Below are 17,653 nucleotides of genomic sequence, written 5' to 3' on the forward strand. Positions count from 1 at the left end.
ATGCCGCGCCACGTCGGATCGCGCAGTTGCGCCGAGTCAAGCAGAGGATTCGGGGTACGTAACAGGGGTGGGCTGGCACCAAAACGGGGGACAACGCAGATTCTGATTAGAACTTTGATCTGGGGTTTTCAAAACCTTGTCCCCCGAAAACGGGGTTAACGACAAATACTCGAATAACCCCATTCGGGGGACACGAACAACCGGGGGCCGGGCCTTCAGGCCCGACCCCCGGAAGGTTGGTGCAGTGGGTTACGCCGACGGCGTCCCGTGCTTGCGTCGACGGATCACGACCCCGGCGGCGACCAGCAGGCCGCCCAGGATCACGAGCCCGGCCGCGCCCCAGATGAACGGCGACCCGCCGAACCCGGTGGCCGGCATCGAGGGCTGCGGCTGCGGGATCGTGACCGTCACCGAGTCGTCGTCGCACAGGACGGCCGGATCGTCGGACGTGTCGTCGGCGTTCTGCCAGCAGACCTCGCCCGTGTTCTCGACCTCGGTCGACGTCGTGCCCGGGTCGACGCTCACGTCGAGCACGATGTCGGGTGCCTCCGGGTAGTCGGGGCCGAGCACGCCGAGCAGGTCGCAGTGCAGCGTGCCGCCGTAGCCGTCGCTGTCCTGACCCGTGACCTCGCAGTCCTGCCAGCGCGGGAAGGTCGGCGAGCCGGCGGTCGTGATGTCGGTCACCTTGAGCTCCGACGGGATCTCGTCGAAGATCTCGACGGGCTCGGCCGACCCGGTTCCGGTGGTCGAGACCGACAGCGTGTAGTCGAACGAGGTACCCGGCTTCGCCTGGGTGACGCTCGCCTCCTTCACGATGCTCACGTCCGGCGTGCGATCGATCGCACAGGCCGGGAGGGCCTGCGGGTAGACCGCGAGCACCGACTGCGACGGGTTGATCGAGAAGGTGATCGTCGCCGGGTTCTCCATGTCGCGCCACGGGTACGTCGGCACCGTCTCGTCGAGGATCAGGTCACCGAACCGGGTGCCCGGCGTCGGCGGGTTGATCAGGTCCTCTTCGGTGATGGGGCGCCAGCCCGGGAACTCGTACGGCACGCCGTTCTCGTCGACCGCCGCACCCGGCCAGAGCAGCTTGCCCTCGCGCTCGTCCCACGCGATCGTCTGCGTCTTCGTGAGCGTGCCGTCGGCACTCGTCCACGTCACCGTGATGTCGCCGGGCTCGACGCCGTCGGACACCTGGATGTCGTAGTAGAGCCACGGGACGTCGGCGACGCAGCGCACGTAGGCGCCGGAGTCGATCGCCTTCTTGGGCACCTCGACCGAGTCGCAGTTGTTGCGCTCGATGAGGTCGGGCAGCACGCCCTCGCCGTCGGTGATCGCGACGCACGCCTCGTTCGGCACGTCGTCGAGGTCGACCGGCTCGACCGTCGGCGCGGGGTCGTCGGGTCCGACGACGTCGGGCGTCTCGACCGGCGCTGCGGGCAGCGTGACCGGGATGGTGATCGTGATCACGTCACCCGGCGCGAACGGCCCGTCGCCGTGGGCGGCGAAGTCGTTGTCGCCCGTCGTGCCGGTCTCGGTCCAGGTGCCGGGACCGTCGAAGACCGGGTCGCCGGCGACCACGAGCTCGGAGTCGATGACGTCGGTCACGTCGAGCCCGGCGACCGGCACCGTCGAGTGGTTCGTCACCTTCAGCACGAAGTCGAAGGTGTCGCCCTGCTCGATGTAACCGTCGGGGTCGTCGCCGAGGTCGTACGACTTCTCGAGGCCGACGTCGGCGAGCTCGGCCTTGTTGGTGAGGTCGCAGCTCGTGAGCTTTCCGAGCGAGACGGTCGCCGTGTCGCCGGCGGGCGTCTCGTCGTCGCAGCTCCAGCCCTGACTGAAGAAGTACTTCAGCAGCGGGTGACCGGCGGCCATCGCGGTCGGCTCCTCGTCGAGCGTGTAGTCGCCCGTCGGCACCGTGAACACGAGGCCCTGGTCGCCGAGTTCGGCGATGCCCTTCAGCAGGCCCTCACCGGTCAGCAGCCAGTCCTTCGCGGCGAGCTGCACCACCCCGTCGCCGAGGCCGAGGTCGGCCGGGTCGATGCCCTCGAACGCCGACAGGTCGACGTGCTTCATGAGCGTGATCCGACCGACGGGCGGCGTCGCGCACGCGTCGTCCGTCGTCGTGATCGTGCCGTTGTCGAGCGTGACCTCGTTGAAGAAGCCCTTGCCGCTCGTCGACTCGACGCACTGGACGTCGTCGATGTCGGTGATCTCGTCGACATCGGCGACCACGGTGATCTTGTAGGTGTGCACGGCCGACTTCGCGATGGGCGCGTCGTCGGCGAGCGCGGTCACCGTGTCACCGTTCCAGTCGGCGACGTCGACGGAGCCCGTGCTGGGCGCATCGGTCGTCGCCGTGGCCGAGACGATCTCGACGCCGGCGGGGAAGCCGAGGTCGTCGCTCAGGTCGTAGTACTGGTCGCGGAGGTCGCTCTGGTTCGTGACCACCACGTTGTACTTGACGGTCCAGTCACCGGTCACCGCGTCGCGCACGGGCTGGCCGTCGAGGGACTTCTCGATGGTCGTGCGCCCGGGGACGTCGCAGTCGGTGGCCGGCTGCGGTTCACCGTGCCCGACCGTCAGCCAGGCCGTGTTGCGGAAGCCGCCGTCGTCGCCCTCCTGGCACTGGTCCTGGCCCGTCTCGTAGACCTCCGCCGGCACGGTCGCGTTGATCGTGATCACGTAGGTGTCGGTCTGGGATGCCGGCACCGAGGTGTCGTCGGCGAGTACGAAGTCCGCCGGGTCGCCGATCGGATCCCACGACGCCGCCGAGCTGTCCGCCGGTCCGGTCGCGCTCGCCTCGTTGATCACGACGCCTGCGCCGAACTGCGGTTCGTCGCGGAGGTCGTAGACCAGCGGGGCGACCGGGCTCTGGTTCTCGACCGTCACCTCGTACTCGAGGTCCCACGTGCCGTCCGTCTGCTGCGCGATCGACGTCAGGTGCTTCTCGATCAGGCCGGTCGGCGGGATCACCTTGTTCGTGAGCTCGCACGCGACCTCGAGGCCAGGCGTCGCCGTGAAGGCGAAGCCGGCTTCGTCGCCGTTCTCGTCGGTGAGCGGGTCGCCGCCGACGGAGCAGGTGATCTCGCCGCCGGTCCAGCCGGCGGGCACCGGCAGCTCGGTGATGACGTACTGCTGGCCGATCGCGAGGTTCGACCACGTCGCCGTGTCGGTCACGTCGCCCGTGCCGCTGACCGTCTGCGGGCTGTCGCCCTCGACGCCCTCGGTCGGGCTGATCTCGAGCTGGAACGACCAGTCGAAGTCCTCGGGCACGCCCGAGACGCCCTTCTCGACCGTCACCTTGCCGGGGACCGCGGTGTTCTCGATCGTGCAGCTGATCGAGAGGCCGGGCGTCACGACGAACTGGAAGCCGGCGAGCTCGTCGTCCGCATCCTTCAGCGAGCCGCTGTTGCAGATGAAGTCGCCCTCGTTCCAGCCGCCGACGTCGCCCTCGGTGAGGGTGTAGGTCTGACCGACGACGAGGTCGCTCCAGCTGACGCTCGGGTCCTCGTCGGTGACCTTCTGTGACGGCGGCGTGCCGCCGGCGAGGAAGATCTCGAACTCGAAGTCGTAGCCCTGCGGCACCCCGTCGACGGTCTTGCGCACCGTCAGGTCGCCGGTGTCGGGGGCGTTGGTGTAGGTGCAGTGCACCACGTCACCGGCAGCGAGGTCGATCGTCGCGACCGAGCCATCGATCTCGACGGTCGACTTGTCGCCCTCGCCGACGGGGCACTGGAGACCGGTGAGATGCCAGTTCGCCTCGGCGAGCTCTTCGACGGTGTACTCACCCGGAACGAGCAGCCCCGACTCGAAGGGGTCGGCGCCGTCGGTCAGCGTGAACGGGTCGTCTCCGAACTCGAAGTCGAACACCTGCGTCGCGCCGCCGGGGATCGATCCGACCCCGGGGACGACCTTGTCGACGATGATCTTGCCGAGCTGCGTGTTCGAGTAGGTGCAGACGACGGTCTCACCCGGGTCGAGGTCGATCGTGCCGACGAGGCCGGCGACGCTCGAGCCCTGGTCGGGGTCGGTGCACTGCAGCGCGCCGATGTGGGCCGTCGTGAGCAGCTCGGTCACCTGGTAGGTGCCCGGCAGCACGTCGTTGTACGTGTTCGATTTCGTGCCGTTCACCGTGGTGATGGTGAACGCCTGGGGGTCGAGCCACGTGCCCGTGAAGTTGAACGTCGCGTCGTCGCCGTTGATGTTCTTGACGATGACGATCGTCGCCTTGGCGGTGTTCGTGATCGTGCACTCGAACGTGTCGCCGGGCTGCACCGTGAATCCGGTCTCGTCGATGTCGGTCCAGGTGTCGGAGCCGATGGCCTTGACCTTGCAGACGAGGGCGCCGGCGGTCCAGCCGGCTCCCGGGTCCTTCTCGGCGATGGAGTACTTCGTGCCGGGCACGAGGGCGGTGAACGTCGTCGAGCCCGACTGGCCGGCGTCGACGCTGACCGACTGCTCGACCGGGTCACCGGCCGGAGCCAGGGGCGTGAGGACGAAGGTGAAGGTCCCGTCGGCGCCGATCGCCGTCTTCGTCACCTTCGCCGTCGCGGGCTTGGCCGTGTTCGTCGCCGTGCAGGTGAGCGTGAAGCCCGGAGTCACCCGGAACTGGTCGCCGGGCGTGTTCGGGTCGACGTCCTCACCGCACTCGACCGCGCTGGACTCCCAGCCGGCCTTCGGCGTCTCGGTGATCGTGTAGACGTGTCCGACGGTGAGGTTCTTCCACGTGATGCTCTCGGTGGAGTTTCCGGTGCCCGACACCGTCTGCTTCGCCGACGGCGTCACCTGGTCGGCGGGCGAGATCGTGAAGTCGAACGACCACGCGAATCCCGGCGCGACCCCCTCGACCTTCTTCTCGAGCGTCACCTCGCCGGGCTTGGCCGTGTTGGTGATGTCGCATTCGACGACCAGACCGGGGGTGACGGTGAACGTCACCGACGCGTTGTTCGGGTTGCCGTCCTGGTCGGTCACGTTGCAGGTGAAGCTCTTCAGCGTCCAGCCGTCGGGAACGGTCTCGGTGATCGTGTAGGTCTTGCCGACCACGAGGTTGTCCCACTCGGCGGTCGCATCGGTGCTGTCGACCGTCTGCGGGTTCTGCTCGCTCGCGGGCGCGTCGCTGAGGCTCAGCGAGAACGGACCCCATGCGACGCCGTCGGGCACGTTCTCGACGTGCTTCTCGACGACGAGCTTGCCCTTGGTCGCCTCGTTCGTGACGGTGCAGACGACGCTCTGTCCGATGCCGACGACGACGTCGCGCTTGGCGGCGGTCGTCTGGGAGGGCACGCCGCCGTCCACGGCGCACGAGATGTTGTCGACCTTCCAGCCGTCGGGAAGGTTCACCTCTTCGAGCGTGTACGTCTTGGGCTTGATGTTGTCGAAGGCCTTCGAGCCGCCGTCGGTCAGCGAGAAGTTCGTCTGGTCGGTGAGCGTGAAGTCGAAGGACTGCGTCGCACCGTCGGGGATCGTCTGCTTGATGACCGTGAGGTCGCCGCGCTGCGTGTTCGTGTAGGTGCAGGTGACGAGCTCGCCCGGGTCGAGGTCGATCGTGCCGACGCCCGTCGCGACGTTTCCGCTCGAGGTGTCGTCGGCGACGTCGCCCGCGCAGGTGAGGGCGGTCACGTCGTACTCCGGTGCGGGTGTGAGCTCCTGGACGCTGTAGGCGCCCGGGGTGACGCTGGTGTACAGGACCTCGTCGCTGCCGTTCTCACCGGGCGTGAGCGTGGGGGTCACGCCGCCGTTCCAGTTGCCCGTGAAGTGGAATTCGCCGCCGTCGCCCTGGACCTTCTTGATGATCTTGATCTGGCCGTCCTGGCGGTTCGTGAACGTGCACTCGATCACCTGTCCGGCGACCGTCTGCACGGAGGCTTTCCCGGTCGGGACGTCGGTCTGGTACGCGCCGCCCTGCGGCGTGCACGCGATGGACTGCAGCTTCCACGCCGGGTCGCCGGGCTCGGCGATCTCGGTGATGTCGACGGTCGAACCGGGCGTGTAGTAGAACACCTGCGAGCTCGAGTTGCCCGGCACCTGCACGGTGCCCTGCTGTCCGGTGACGGTGAAGTCGAACGTCGCCGCATCGCCCTGTGCGACCTTCGTGATCTTCACCGCGGAGGTGACGTTCTCGATCGTGCAGGTCGTGGTGGCGCCGACGTACATGGCGAAGCCGCCGTTGGTGGTCGTCTCGACCTGGTTCGTGGTGGGGTTCGTCACCGTACAGGTGGTCTGCTTGAAGGCCCAGGGCGACGGCGGCGCCGCCTCGGTGAGCTTGTAGTCGTTCCCGGCGAAGACGTTGCCCCAGTTGTGGGTGTCGCCGATCTTGATCCCGGCGCCCAGGCCGTTGTTGCCGGCGACCGTGTCGGCGACCGTGCCCGTGAGCGTGCCGTCGTGCACCTGCCCGCCGCCCGTGCGGTTCACGGTGTAGCTGAACGTCGCGTCGGGACCGCCCGCGGTACCGACCTTCTTGACGACGAGGTTGCCGCAGTTCGAGAGGGTGATCGGGTCGGTCGAAGCGAGCATGTCCTGCAGCGTCGCCGTGTCGTTGTTGCCGGTGCGCGTGATGAAGCCCGCGTCGAGGAAGGTACGGCAGGTGCCGCCGGCCGGCAGGAGGCCCGATGCCGTGAGGTCGACGGCCATCTCACCGAAGGTCGCATCGTTTCCCGAGGTGTTCGTGTCGGTGTTGCCGCCGACCGCCGCCTTGTACACGACCGGATCGCCGGTCGACACCCACGCCGAGCCGTTCCAGCCGAGCACGCGCACGGACGTTCCCGACGACGGGTCGTAGTTGAACTCGATGAGGTAGTCGTCGGCGCGCCCGGCAGCCGGCCCCTGGAAGATCTCGTAGGACGTCATGTCGCCGTTGCCCGACAGACGGGTCCAGTACGCGTAGAAGATCGTGTGCGGCACGCCGTTGACCGTCACGACCTCGTAGGCCGAGCCACCGGTACAGGCGTCGCCCTTGGCGTTCGCCGAGTTGGTGATCAGCGCCTTCCACGGGTCGTCGTTGACCTTCGCGCCGCCCGGGAAGACGCTGAGCGTCTCGGTCGCACCGCACGTGCCCTTCGCCCCGCCGTTGACGTCGGCCGGCGTCGTGCCCGAGTCCCAGCTGCGCTGGGCGTCGAGGATGCCCGTCGACTGTCCGCTCCCAGCGGTGTAGGGCGCCTTGGGCGTCGACCCGACGACGTTCCGCCAGTCGAGCTGCCCGTCACTGTCCGTGTCCCCGTCGATCTCGAACGACGTGATGATCCCATTGCCGAGATCGACCGCCGACGCGGACTGCGCCGGTGCCAGCGCGACCGTGTACACGGCACCGCCCGTCGCGATCAGGCCGGCGATCGCGAGGGCGCTGATGAAGCGCTTCCTCGCGCGTTCGAGGCGCAGGCGCGTCGACCTGGGAGCGGTCGCCGGGTCGGTGGAACGGGTGCGGAAAGATCGCTTGACGTTCATCATCAGCCTTCGGGTTTCGGAAGCGGGAACTTCCGGCTGTAATCCGGCCCGGGCGACCGAGCCATTCGGAGTTCGCGGGCACGAACCCCGAAGTCCGCTGAAAGCGGACATGCGAGCCCGTGGGTGCGGACTCGCGCTCATACTCGCATCGCCGTGGGGCTGCGGATAGGGGGCGGGTGACACCAAAACGGGGGGATCCTCATGTTCGGGGTACAGATCCGTCCCCGAAACACTCGAAAACGGGGTACAGGTTCGATTTGCCCGGGTGCGTCGTCGTCAAGTCCAGTGTGCGAACCGGAGCGTCCCCCGATTCCGGACTTCGCGGCGAACGGCGAATGCCTCGCCGGGATCGCTCCCGGCGAGGCATCCGTCTCAGTGGATCAGTCGACGCGACGGCGGCGTGCTCCGCGCGCGATCGCCGCGGCCCCGATCGCCGTCAGCAGCACCGCGAACGGCAGCATCAGGCCGGTCTCGACACCCGTCTCGGCGAGTCCCTGCGTCGAACCCGTCGGAGTCGACGGCGGCGTCACGGGCGGCGTCGGCTGGTCGGGTGCCGCGTTGCAGTTCGGCGTCGGCGGCGGGTAGACCACGTCGGCGTCGCTGGACGGGTTGATGCGGATCTCGGCGACCGCCTGCGACCGCAGGTCGTAGAACGGTGCGCTCGGGTCGAGCACCCAGGTGCCGTCGGCCAGCTCGGTCCAGCCGGGCCAGGCGATCGGGTCTCCGGCTTCGTTCACCGCCGCTCCCGGCCAGAGCTGCTGGCCCGAGATCGTGTCGCCGCTCACCCATCCGTCGGGATAGGCGATCGGGTCCACCTCCGACGCCCCGTCCGCGAGCAACGCCGAGATGTCATCGGCGGGGATCGACGGGTCGCGGTTCGCGAACGCCTCGGGCGTCCACCAGATCAGCGAGATCGGATTGGCCGCGGGGTCGGTGATGTTGAACGGCGTGATCGAGTACGTGAACCACGGGGTGTCGTTCACGCACTGCGCGAGCCCGACGAGGCCGATCGACTTCACGGGCGTCACGGCGTCGTCGCAGTTGTTCTCGGGATTCGAGTCGACCCCGGCGGCCGAGGCCGCGACGTCAGCAGCGACCTGCGGCTCGGGGTCGGGATACGCCTCGCTCGCGACGCAGGCGCCGTTCACGAGATCGGGGATCGGCTGGTCGGGTGCGGGCTGCGAGAGCTCGCCGACCGTGGCCTCGAACGTGATCGTGATGACGTCGCCCGGGTAGATCCAGCCGTTGTGCTGCGCGGTGAGCACGCCGTCCGCGACCTCGACCGGATCCCACTCGCCGGGGTTCGGCGCGATGACCGCAGACCCGTCGACGTAGGTCACGCCCTCGGGAAGGGTGTCGGTGACGAGGCTCCGGTATGCCGGGTCCTCTCCCTCGTTCGTGACCGTGATGGTGTACGTGATGACGTCACCCTCGCCGGAGTCGACCGGTTCGTCGTTCTCGGTCGCCTCGTCCTTCACGAGCACGAGGTCGACGTCGGCGACCGGGTGGTCGACGACGCACGGGTCGTCCTCGGCCGCGACCGCGACCGCGGCCTTCTCGAGCACGACGTCGTCGGTCGGGCACTCGCCGCCGGGGCCGGGAACGACCACGTTATGCAGCAGGGTGCCGGCGGAGTCACCATCGACGATGACCGTGTACGTGACGGTCGCGGTCGCACCCGGTTCGAGGTCGGGGATGTTCCAGGTCAGCACATCGCCGACCGGACCGGTGAGCCCCGCACCGAGCGTGCCCAGCGTGCCGTTGTCGAGCACGTCGCTCACGTCGTCGAACGCCTGCGCACCGGTCACGACCGCGTCCGAGTCGTTGTACGCCTGGAGGGTGTACGTGATCTCGTCACCGGGCTCGACCGTCTCACCGTCGGTCGGATCCGACCACTTCTGCAGCACCCAGTGCGGGACCGGAGCGGTCGGGCAGGGGTTCACGGTGACGGTCTTCTCGAGGTCGTTCTCGGGATCGTCGCCCTCGCGATGGAGCACCACGTCGTACGTTCCCGGTTGCAACTGGAAGTCGTGGTCGAACGAACCGTCGGGGTCGGTGAAGTCGAACGTCGCGACGACGTCGTCCGTACCGGAGACGTACACGGTGATGGTGTAGTCGAAGTTGAGCAGCAGGTCGAGCAGCGTGACCTTCAGGGCCGGCGGCGTGCCGCCGACCTCGGTGCACACGGCGGCGAAGAGCTCGATCTCAGGCGGAGCCGGGTTGCAGTCCTCCTCGGTCAGCTCGGTCTTCGTGGTGTTGAGGCCGGGGAAGTGATGCTCGACCCCGTCCTTGTCCTTGTAGTCGAAGACCGGGATGATGTCCTGGAGGTCCTGATGCGTCGCGTGCGCGTGGCCGCCCGAGTACGGGTCGCTCGGGTCGCCGTTCGGGTCGATGATCGACCGCACGCTCGGGCTGATGAACACGTACGGGTTCGAGTCGCTCGCGGTCGCGTGGCAGATCGCGACGTGGTCGTTCCACTCGGGGATCGTCGTGACCGGAGGCCCGCCGGCCTCGTCGGCTGCGGCAACGGTCCTGGCCGCCGGAGCGGGCGACGTCGATGCTCCCGCCGGCGCGTCGGCCACCGGCGCCTCAGGCTCGGGCTCCGCAGCAGGGGCGGGCTCGGCAGCAGGGGCGGGCTCCGCCGCAGGGGCGGGCTCCGCCGCAGGAGCGGGCTCGGCAGCGGGCGCGGGCTCGGCAGCGGGAGCGGACTCCGCCGGCGCCGGTGCGGGCTCCGGTTCGGCCGCGGGTTCCGGGGCCGGCTCGGGTGCCGGTTCGGCCGCGGGATCGGGCGCCGGTTCGGCCTCGGGTGCGGCGGCGACCGCCGCGGTCGGGTCGGCGGGTGCCGCCTCGTCGGCGGCGGCGACCATGGGCGCTCCGAAGATCACGAGAGCGCCGACGGTGACGGCGGCGAGCGCAGCGCGCACGCCCCCGCCTCGGATTCGGGCCGCGCGGTGCGCAGGCAGAGATCGTTGCATGACAGCTCCAGACGTCGGGTATGGGAGCCGGCTCGGGTAGTCGGGTCAGCAGTGCCAGTGTGCGCCGCGATCGGCGCCGACGACAAGGATTTCTCATCTTTTGTACCCTGAAGAGGGGGATGCCCCGGCGCGCGTCGCGCCGAGGCATCCCACCGCCCGTCAGGCGGCGCTCATGCGCCGCTCGATCGACGCGCCCGAACCCACGCGCCGACGGCGCCGAGTGCGCCGAGCACGAACAGGGCGATCGCGCCCGACAGGAGGCCCGCCCCGTCGATGCCGGTCGTCGCCATGCCCTGCGGGGTCGACTGCCCGGGGTTCGACGGGTTCTCCGGCACCTCGTTCGCGGGCGGGGCCGCGTTGCAGTTCGGCGTCGCCGGCGGGTAGACCGTGATCACGTCGGTCGACGGGTTGATGCGGATCTCGACCACGGCCTCCTCGCGGAGGTCGTAGAACGGAGCATCCGGGTCGAGCACCCACGTGCCGTCGGCAAGCTCGGTCCAGCCGGGCCAGGCGATCGGGTCGCCGTTCTCGTCGACCGCTGCGCCCGGCCAGAGCTGCCGGCCGTCGATCGAGTCGCCCGGCACCCAGTCGGCGGGCACGTCGAGGTAGTCGACCTGCGAGGCGCCGTCGGCGAGGAGCGCCGCCTCGTCGCCCGCATCGATCGAGGGATCGTGCGCGGCGAAGGCGTCGGCCGTCCACCAGATCAGGGCGACCTGGGGCGAGTCGACGTTCACCGGCGTGACCGAGTACGCGAACCATGGCGTGTCGTTCACGCACTGCGCGCCGCCGTCGAGCGCGATCGACTTGACGGGGGTGGATGCCTCGTCGCAGTCGTTCCCGGGGTTCGCATCGCGGCTCGGGGCGTCGGCACCCGGGCCGACGACGTCGAGGGCGGCGATGAGCGCCGGCGGCTCGGGCGCGGGCACCGGCCCGCTGAACACGCACACCGTGTTCACGAGGTCGGGGATCGGCACGGTCGGATCGGGCTGGGCCAGTTCGCCCACCTCGACGTCGAACGTGATCGTCGCCGTGTCGCCCGGCGCGAACGGCCCCGGATATCGGAACGTCAACTCGCCGCCGACCGAGTCGTCGATCGTCCAGCCCGCCTCCTCGCCGGGCGGCGTCGTCACGACGACCTCGGAGCCCGGCACGAAGGCCACGCCCTCGGGCAGCACGTCGGTCACCTCGACCCCGTACGCCGGGTCGTCGCCGAGGTTCTCGACGCGCACCTCGTACGACACGACGTCGGGCGGCGTCGAACCGGAGTCGACCGCGTCGCCGTCGGCCGTGGTCGCGGTCTTCGTGACGGCGAGGTCGACGTTGGGCGTGCGATGCTCGGTCGTGCAGTCGGTCACCTCGGGCACGACCTGCGCGGATGCCCCGGGCGAACGCTGCGACCCGGCATCCAGCCCCCCGATGACGACGGGCGGTTCCCCTCCCCCGTCGCCGGGCGGGCAGATGCCCGGGGTGTCGGGCGTCACGACGTTGACGAGCTGCGCGTTCCACGCGTCGTCGTCGACGGTGACCTCGAACGAGACCGTGGCCTCGTCGGAGCCGACCGCCAGGTCGGGCACGGCCCACTCGAGGTCGGTGCCGTCGAGCGTGAGCGACGGATCGAGCGGCTCCGTCAGGGTCGCGTCGTCGAGCACGTCGGCGAGGTCGTCGACCGCGGTCGCGCCCTCGACGCTCGCCTGCGAGAAGTTCCACGCGTGCAGCGTGTACTCGATCGTGTCGCCCGGTTCGACGAGTCCGTCGGCGGGGTCGCTCGTCTTCCAGAGCACGAAGCCCGGCGTCGGGTGCTCGGTCACGCACGCGTCGGACTCGGCCTCGACCTCGTCGGGGCCGACGAGGAGGGGCTCGGTCGGGCAGTTCGTGAGCACGTGGTTGCGGAGCACCGTTCCCGGCGGGGTGTCCGCCGAGACGATGACGCGGTACGTGATCTGCAACGTCTCACCGGCCTCGAGCGACGCGAGCTTCAGGAAGAGTCGGCCCGGGTGGGTCGTGTTCCAGTCCGACTCGACGACGGGCGGCGACCCGACGAATCCGTCGAAGTCGACGTACGGGGCCAGCTGCGAGACGTCGTCGAAGAGCTCGAGGTCGGTTGCGGCCGGGCCCGAGACGTGCTCGACGGCGAGGGTGTACTCGATCTCGTCACCCGGCTCGACGGCGGTGCCGCTCGGCGGGTCGGCGCTCTTCGTGACCCGCCAGACCGGCGGCTCGACGGCGTTCTCGACGGTGCAGTGCACGATCGACTCGATGCCGACGTCGACCCGCCAGCCGAGGTCGCCGACGAGGGTGACGGGCAGCGGCCCGTCGCCGTCCTCGCAGGCGACGTCGGTGCGGTGGTGGAACGGACGGTCCTCCTCGGCGAACTCGACGGTGCGGGTGTCGCTCGTGAACCCGGTCACCTCGAACGCCTCGGTCGTGCCCGTCTCGTCGGTCGTCTGCGACGACGGCGACACCTCGGCGTCGCCGGTCGCGAACTGCCAGCCCTCGACGGGCTGGCCGGCGATCTCCTTGTGCACGAAGACCGAGCCGCCGCAGAGCTCGAGCGCGATCTGCTTGAGCTGGCCGCCGAGCGTGCCGTAGTCGGTCGTGACGACGTGGTCGGCGCTCGTGAGGTCGCCGCCGTAGACGTCGTCACCGGTGATGGCCCTGATCGGCTCGAGGTCGAGGTCGCTGCCGACGGCGATGCCGAACAGGTGCGACGGCGAGAGCTTGATCGCGTTCGCCTGCTCGATCGCCGGGTCGAGCGCACCGGCCGAGCCGTCGGGGAACTCTCCCCCGTCGGCGGGATCGACGGTGTTCGGATTGCCGTCGGTGATCATGATCGTGAGGTCGACCGCGTCGTCGAAGCCGCCGAACGTGCCGGCCGCGAGTTCGAGCCCGCGCTTCCAGTTCGTCCAGCCGTCGCTCACGAGGCCGGCGTACGAGCCCTGGATCGCGGCGAGGTTCGCACTCGTCAGGTCGGTCGCCCCGAGCAGCACCGACGCGTCCTGGTCGAACGCGGTCACCGACACCTGCGAACCGGTGTCGACGAGCGCACTCGTGAACGCGTCGGCTGCCGCCTTCAGGTTCGCGATGCCCGCGGCACCGATCGAGCCCGACTTGTCGAGCACGAGCGCGATGTCGACGCCGCAGTTCGGCTGCAGGTCGGGGTTCGCGACCGTGCCCACCGTCGGGGCGGCGGCGGCGAGCGAGCGCAGACCCGTGCGCTGTTCGGCGAGGCACGCGTCGCGCGCGCTCCGATCGTCGTTCGCGATCGGGATCGTCTCGCAGTCGACGGCGACCGCGGCCCGCTTCGGCGTCGCCGCGGCCGGGGCCTCGTCCGCCGGGGCGTCGGTGGCCGCGCCCGGCGCAGAGCCGTCCTGCGCGGCCACGGGGCCGACCGGGCCGGCGGCCGGATCGTCGCCCGGCGGATCGACCGGATCGGCGGCCGGCGTCTGCTCGGCCGGCGTCTGCTCGGCCGGCGTCTCCTCGGCCGGTGTCTGGGGCTCCGTCGCCGGCTCGTCGGCAGGTGCCGGCGGATCGACCGGATCGGCCGGATCGACCGACGCCGTCGGCTCGGGTTCAGCCGCAGGGGGTTGCGTCGCAGACGCCGTCGGGGATGACGCGTCCGCGGTCGCCGCCGACGTGCCGGCGGGTGCCGCCGCGTCGTCAGCCGACGCGATCGCCGGTACTCCGGCGAGCACGAGCGCGCCCGCCACGACGGCGGCGAGGAGACCACCGAGACCGGGGCTCAGTGTCCCCCGAATCCGCGTTCGGGGTTCGGGTCGGGTTCTGCTGCGTGGTTGCATGGTTCCGCTCATCTCGTACTGGATGCACCGGCTCGGCCTTCGGGTCGGCGCGGTCAGTCTTCTCCGGCCCGTCCCCCGTTTTCAAGGATTTCTCACCTCTCACCCCCCGAAGTCGGGGTACAGAAATGAGCGATTTCGGGGTACACGCTGAGCGGGGTTCAGTGCTGCCCCTGAGCGGCCCCGGTCGGAGCATCCCGGACAGCACCGCCGCCGTGCAGGGGGCAACTCACGCTTCTCGCTATCGTTGGGATCGTGAGTGATCGAGCGTCCCGTCGGCGCGGCCGTGCGGCGGCGAAGGACGACGCTGCGTCCGGTGTCGGCCCGGTCGCACCGCCGGAGCAGACGCCGACCGCTGCGCCGAGCGCGAAGGAGCGGTTCGACGCCCTGAGCCAGCCGCTGCGCGACCGGTTCGACGAGCCGATCAGCACTGTCACGACCATCACGAAGAAGACGATGGCGCTGTTCCCGGTTCGGGTCTGGCGCCACTTTCTCGCACGCAATGGGTTCCTGCTGGCCGCGGGGCTCAGCTACCAGGCGCTCTTCGCCGTGTTCGCCGCGGTGTACGTGCTGTTCGCGGTCGGCGGGCTATGGCTCACGAGCAACCCCGACACGCTCAAAGCGCTCATCAAGCTCGTCAACACGTACGCGCCCGGGCTGATCGGCGACGCCGACACCACGGGCGTCATCTCGCAGGATGCGCTCAACTCGATCGTGACCGTGTCGAGCGGGGTGCTCGGGTGGACCGGTGCGATCGCCGTCATCAGCCTCATCTGGACCGCCATCGGCTGGATCACGTACGCGCGCCTCGCGGTGCGCAGCATCTTCGGGCTGCCGAAGGACACCCGGGCGTACGTGCTGCTGAAGGCCCGGGACTTCCTCGCCGGGTTCGCCTTCGGCGGCGTGCTCATCCTCGCGTCGGTGCTCTCGGTCGCGACGACGTCGTTCGTCGCCTGGCTCTTCGACGTGCTCGACCTGCCGAACGCCGACGGCTGGGAGGCGTTCACGGTGCGCTTCGGCACGCTCATCGTCGTGTTCGTCATCGACACGCTCGCCCTCGCGGTGATGTTCCGCTTCCTCTCCGGCGCGGCGATGCCGTGGCGGCGGATGTGGGTCGGTTCGCTGCTCGGCGCGGCCGCGCTCTCCGCCCTGCAGCTGCTGAGCGGGCTGCTCGTCTCGAGCGTCACGAGCAACCCGCTGCTCGCGACCTTCGCGGTGTTCGTGGGCCTCCTGCTCTGGTTCCACCTGACGAGCATCGTGATCCTGACCGCCTCCGCCTGGATCGCGGTCGAGGCGGCCGACGCGAACGAGAGCCTGCGCCTCGTCACCGCCGAGCAGCTCGCGGCCGAGGCCCGGCAACGCGAGCGGGAGGCGCTGCTCACGGCGGCCCGGGTGCGGGTCCGCGTGGCGCGCAACGCGGTCGCCGACGCCGGCTGGTTCGAGCACTTCAGTGCGAATCGGCGGCTCGCACGCGCCGAGCAAGAGCTCGCCGACCTCGAGGCGATGCCCGACGGCGCCCCCGCGGCCGGCGGCGTCGGAGGCCTCCCGTAGGATCGACGCATGCCCTCTGCGAAGCCCCTCCGTCTCGCCAGCGTCAACGTCAACGGGGTGCGCGCCTCGTTCCGCAAGGGCATGGGCGACTGGCTCGCCGGGCGCGATGTCGACATCCTCGCGCTGCAAGAGGTGCGCGCGTCGACCGAAGACCTCCAGGGGCTGCTCGGCGACGAGTGGGACATCCTGCACGACCCCGCGACGGCGAAGGGCCGGGCGGGCGTCGCGATCGCGAGCCGCCGTCGGGCGCACATCCACCGGGTCGAGCTCGGCGCGGCCGATTTCGACAGCGCGGGCCGCTGGCTCGAGGCCGACTACGAGGTCGGCGACACGGTGCTCACGGTCGTGAGCGCGTACGTGCACTCGGGCGAAGACGGAACGCCCAAGCAGGTCGAGAAGTACAAGTTCCTCGATGCGATGGAGGCGCGGCTGCCCGAGCTCGCCGCGCACTCCGAGTTCGCGGTCGTCGTCGGCGACCTCAACGTCGGGCACCGCACGCTCGACATCAAGAACTGGAGGGGCAACGTCAAGAAGGCGGGCTTCCTGCCGACCGAGCGCGCCTACTTCGACCGGTTCGTCGGCGCCGAGGACGACCCCGCATACAACGCGGGCGCAGGCCTCGGCTGGGTCGACGTCGGCCGGCGCGACGCGGGCGAGGTGCCCGGCCCCTACACCTGGTGGTCCCAGCGAGGCCAGGCGTTCGACAACGACACCGGGTGGCGCATCGACTACCACCTCGCGACCCCGGCCCTTGCCGAGCGGGTCGCCTCGTACGTCGTCGATCGCGCGGCGGCCTACGACGAGCGATGGTCCGACCACGCCCCCGTCGTCGTCGACTACGCCATCTGATCACGCTTACTCCACCTCTGAGGACTTCCATGAACACCAACCGACCCGTCGTCTTCTCCGGCATGCAGCCGTCGAGCGACTCGCTCCACCTCGGCAACTACCTCGGCGCCCTCGTCAACTGGGTCGCGCTGCAAGACGAGTACGACCCGATCTACTGCGTCGTCGACCTGCACGCGATCACCGTGCAGCAAGACCCGAAGGCGCTGCACGACAACGTGCGCCGCACCGCCGCGCAGTACCTCGCCGCGGGCGTCGACCTCGAACGGTCGACGCTGTTCGTGCAGTCGCACGTGCCCGCGCACGCCGAGCTCGCCTGGGTGCTCGGCACCATGACGGGCTTCGGCGAGGCGAGCCGCATGACGCAGTTCAAAGACAAGTCGAGCCGCTACGGCGCCGAGGCGACGACCGTCGGCCTGTTCACCTACCCGGTGCTCATGGCCGCCGACATCCTGCTGTACGACACCGAGCTCGTTCCCGTCGGCGACGACCAGCGCCAGCACCTCGAGCTCACTCGCGACCTCGCAGGGCGCTTCAACTCGCGGTACGGCGACACGTTCGTCGTGCCCGAGGCGCTCATCCCGAAGGAGTCGGCACGCATCTACGACCTGCAGGAGCCGACCGCGAAGATGTCGAAGTCGGCGGCCTCCGAGGCCGGCCTCGTGAAGCTCATGGACGACCCCGCGATCACGGCGAAGAAGTTCAAGAGCGCGGTCACCGACGCCGAGCGCGAGATCCGCTACGACCCGGCCGCGAAGCCGGGCATCTCGAACCTGCTCGACATCTACGCGACGATCTCGGGCGACTCGATCGCCGACCTCGAGGCGCGCTACGCCGGGCGCGGCTACGGCGACCTCAAGAAGGACCTCGCCGAGGTCGTCGTCGATCGGCTCACCCCGATCCGTGCGCGCACCCTCGAACTGCTCGAAGATCCTGCCGAACTCGACCGCCTGCTCACGATCGGCGCCGACCGGGCCGCCGAGCGCGCTGAGAAGGTGCTGCGCGACGTGTACGACCGCGTCGGATTCGTGCGAAAGCGCTGAC

General features: G+C 69.8%; 6 protein-coding genes. 3 read left to right on the forward strand and 3 right to left on the reverse strand.

The genetic code is table 11. The annotated features are described in order from the left end of the window. Positions 1-249: 249 nt before the first annotated feature. From MUN74_RS02935 to MUN74_RS02945, 3 genes are all read right to left on the reverse strand, one after another. A complete protein-coding gene (locus tag MUN74_RS02935) occupies positions 250-7,446 on the reverse strand; it encodes a prealbumin-like fold domain-containing protein (protein ID WP_244854925.1) in 7,197 nt (2,398 codons plus the stop codon). A gap of 377 nt (positions 7,447-7,823) precedes the next feature. After that, the gene (locus MUN74_RS02940) at positions 7,824-10,367 is read right to left on the reverse strand and encodes a DUF7927 domain-containing protein (RefSeq protein WP_244854927.1); all 2,544 of its coding nucleotides are present in this window, start codon (positions 10,365-10,367) and stop codon (positions 7,824-7,826) included. 221 nt (positions 10,368-10,588) lie between these two features. Beyond that, positions 10,589-14,125, reverse strand: coding sequence for a DUF7927 domain-containing protein (locus MUN74_RS02945; RefSeq protein ID WP_244854929.1), 3,537 nt, complete (start codon positions 14,123-14,125; stop codon positions 10,589-10,591). Between the two features lie 342 nt (positions 14,126-14,467). Between MUN74_RS02945 and MUN74_RS02950 the strand changes: the two genes are divergently transcribed. The 3 genes from MUN74_RS02950 to trpS are packed head-to-tail and all read left to right on the forward strand — an operon-like array spanning position 14,468 to position 17,652. Then, positions 14,468-15,763, forward strand: coding sequence for a YihY/virulence factor BrkB family protein (locus tag MUN74_RS02950; RefSeq protein ID WP_244854930.1), 1,296 nt, complete (start codon positions 14,468-14,470; stop codon positions 15,761-15,763). Between the two features lie 9 nt (positions 15,764-15,772). Further along, positions 15,773-16,612: an exodeoxyribonuclease III gene (locus tag MUN74_RS02955; protein WP_244854931.1), complete on the forward strand. Its 840-nt coding sequence runs from the start codon at positions 15,773-15,775 to the stop codon at positions 16,610-16,612. Positions 16,613-16,641: 29 nt separating this feature from the next. Continuing rightward, positions 16,642-17,652: a tryptophan--tRNA ligase gene (gene trpS, locus MUN74_RS02960; RefSeq protein WP_244854932.1), complete on the forward strand. Its 1,011-nt coding sequence runs from the start codon at positions 16,642-16,644 to the stop codon at positions 17,650-17,652. Position 17,653 lies beyond the last annotated feature (1 nt).

Origin of the sequence: Agromyces sp. H17E-10 (genome assembly GCF_022919715.1) — a bacterium.
Taxonomy (GTDB): domain Bacteria; phylum Actinomycetota; class Actinomycetes; order Actinomycetales; family Microbacteriaceae; genus Agromyces.

Coding starts and splice junctions, on each gene's coding strand:
- trpS (WP_244854932.1), top strand. CDS start 16,642: ATGAACACCAACCGACCCGTCGTCTTCTCCGGCATGCAGCCGTCGAGC.
- MUN74_RS02935 (WP_244854925.1), bottom strand. CDS start 7,446: ATGATGAACGTCAAGCGATCTTTCCGCACCCGTTCCACCGACCCGGCG.
- MUN74_RS02955 (WP_244854931.1), top strand. CDS start 15,773: ATGCCCTCTGCGAAGCCCCTCCGTCTCGCCAGCGTCAACGTCAACGGG.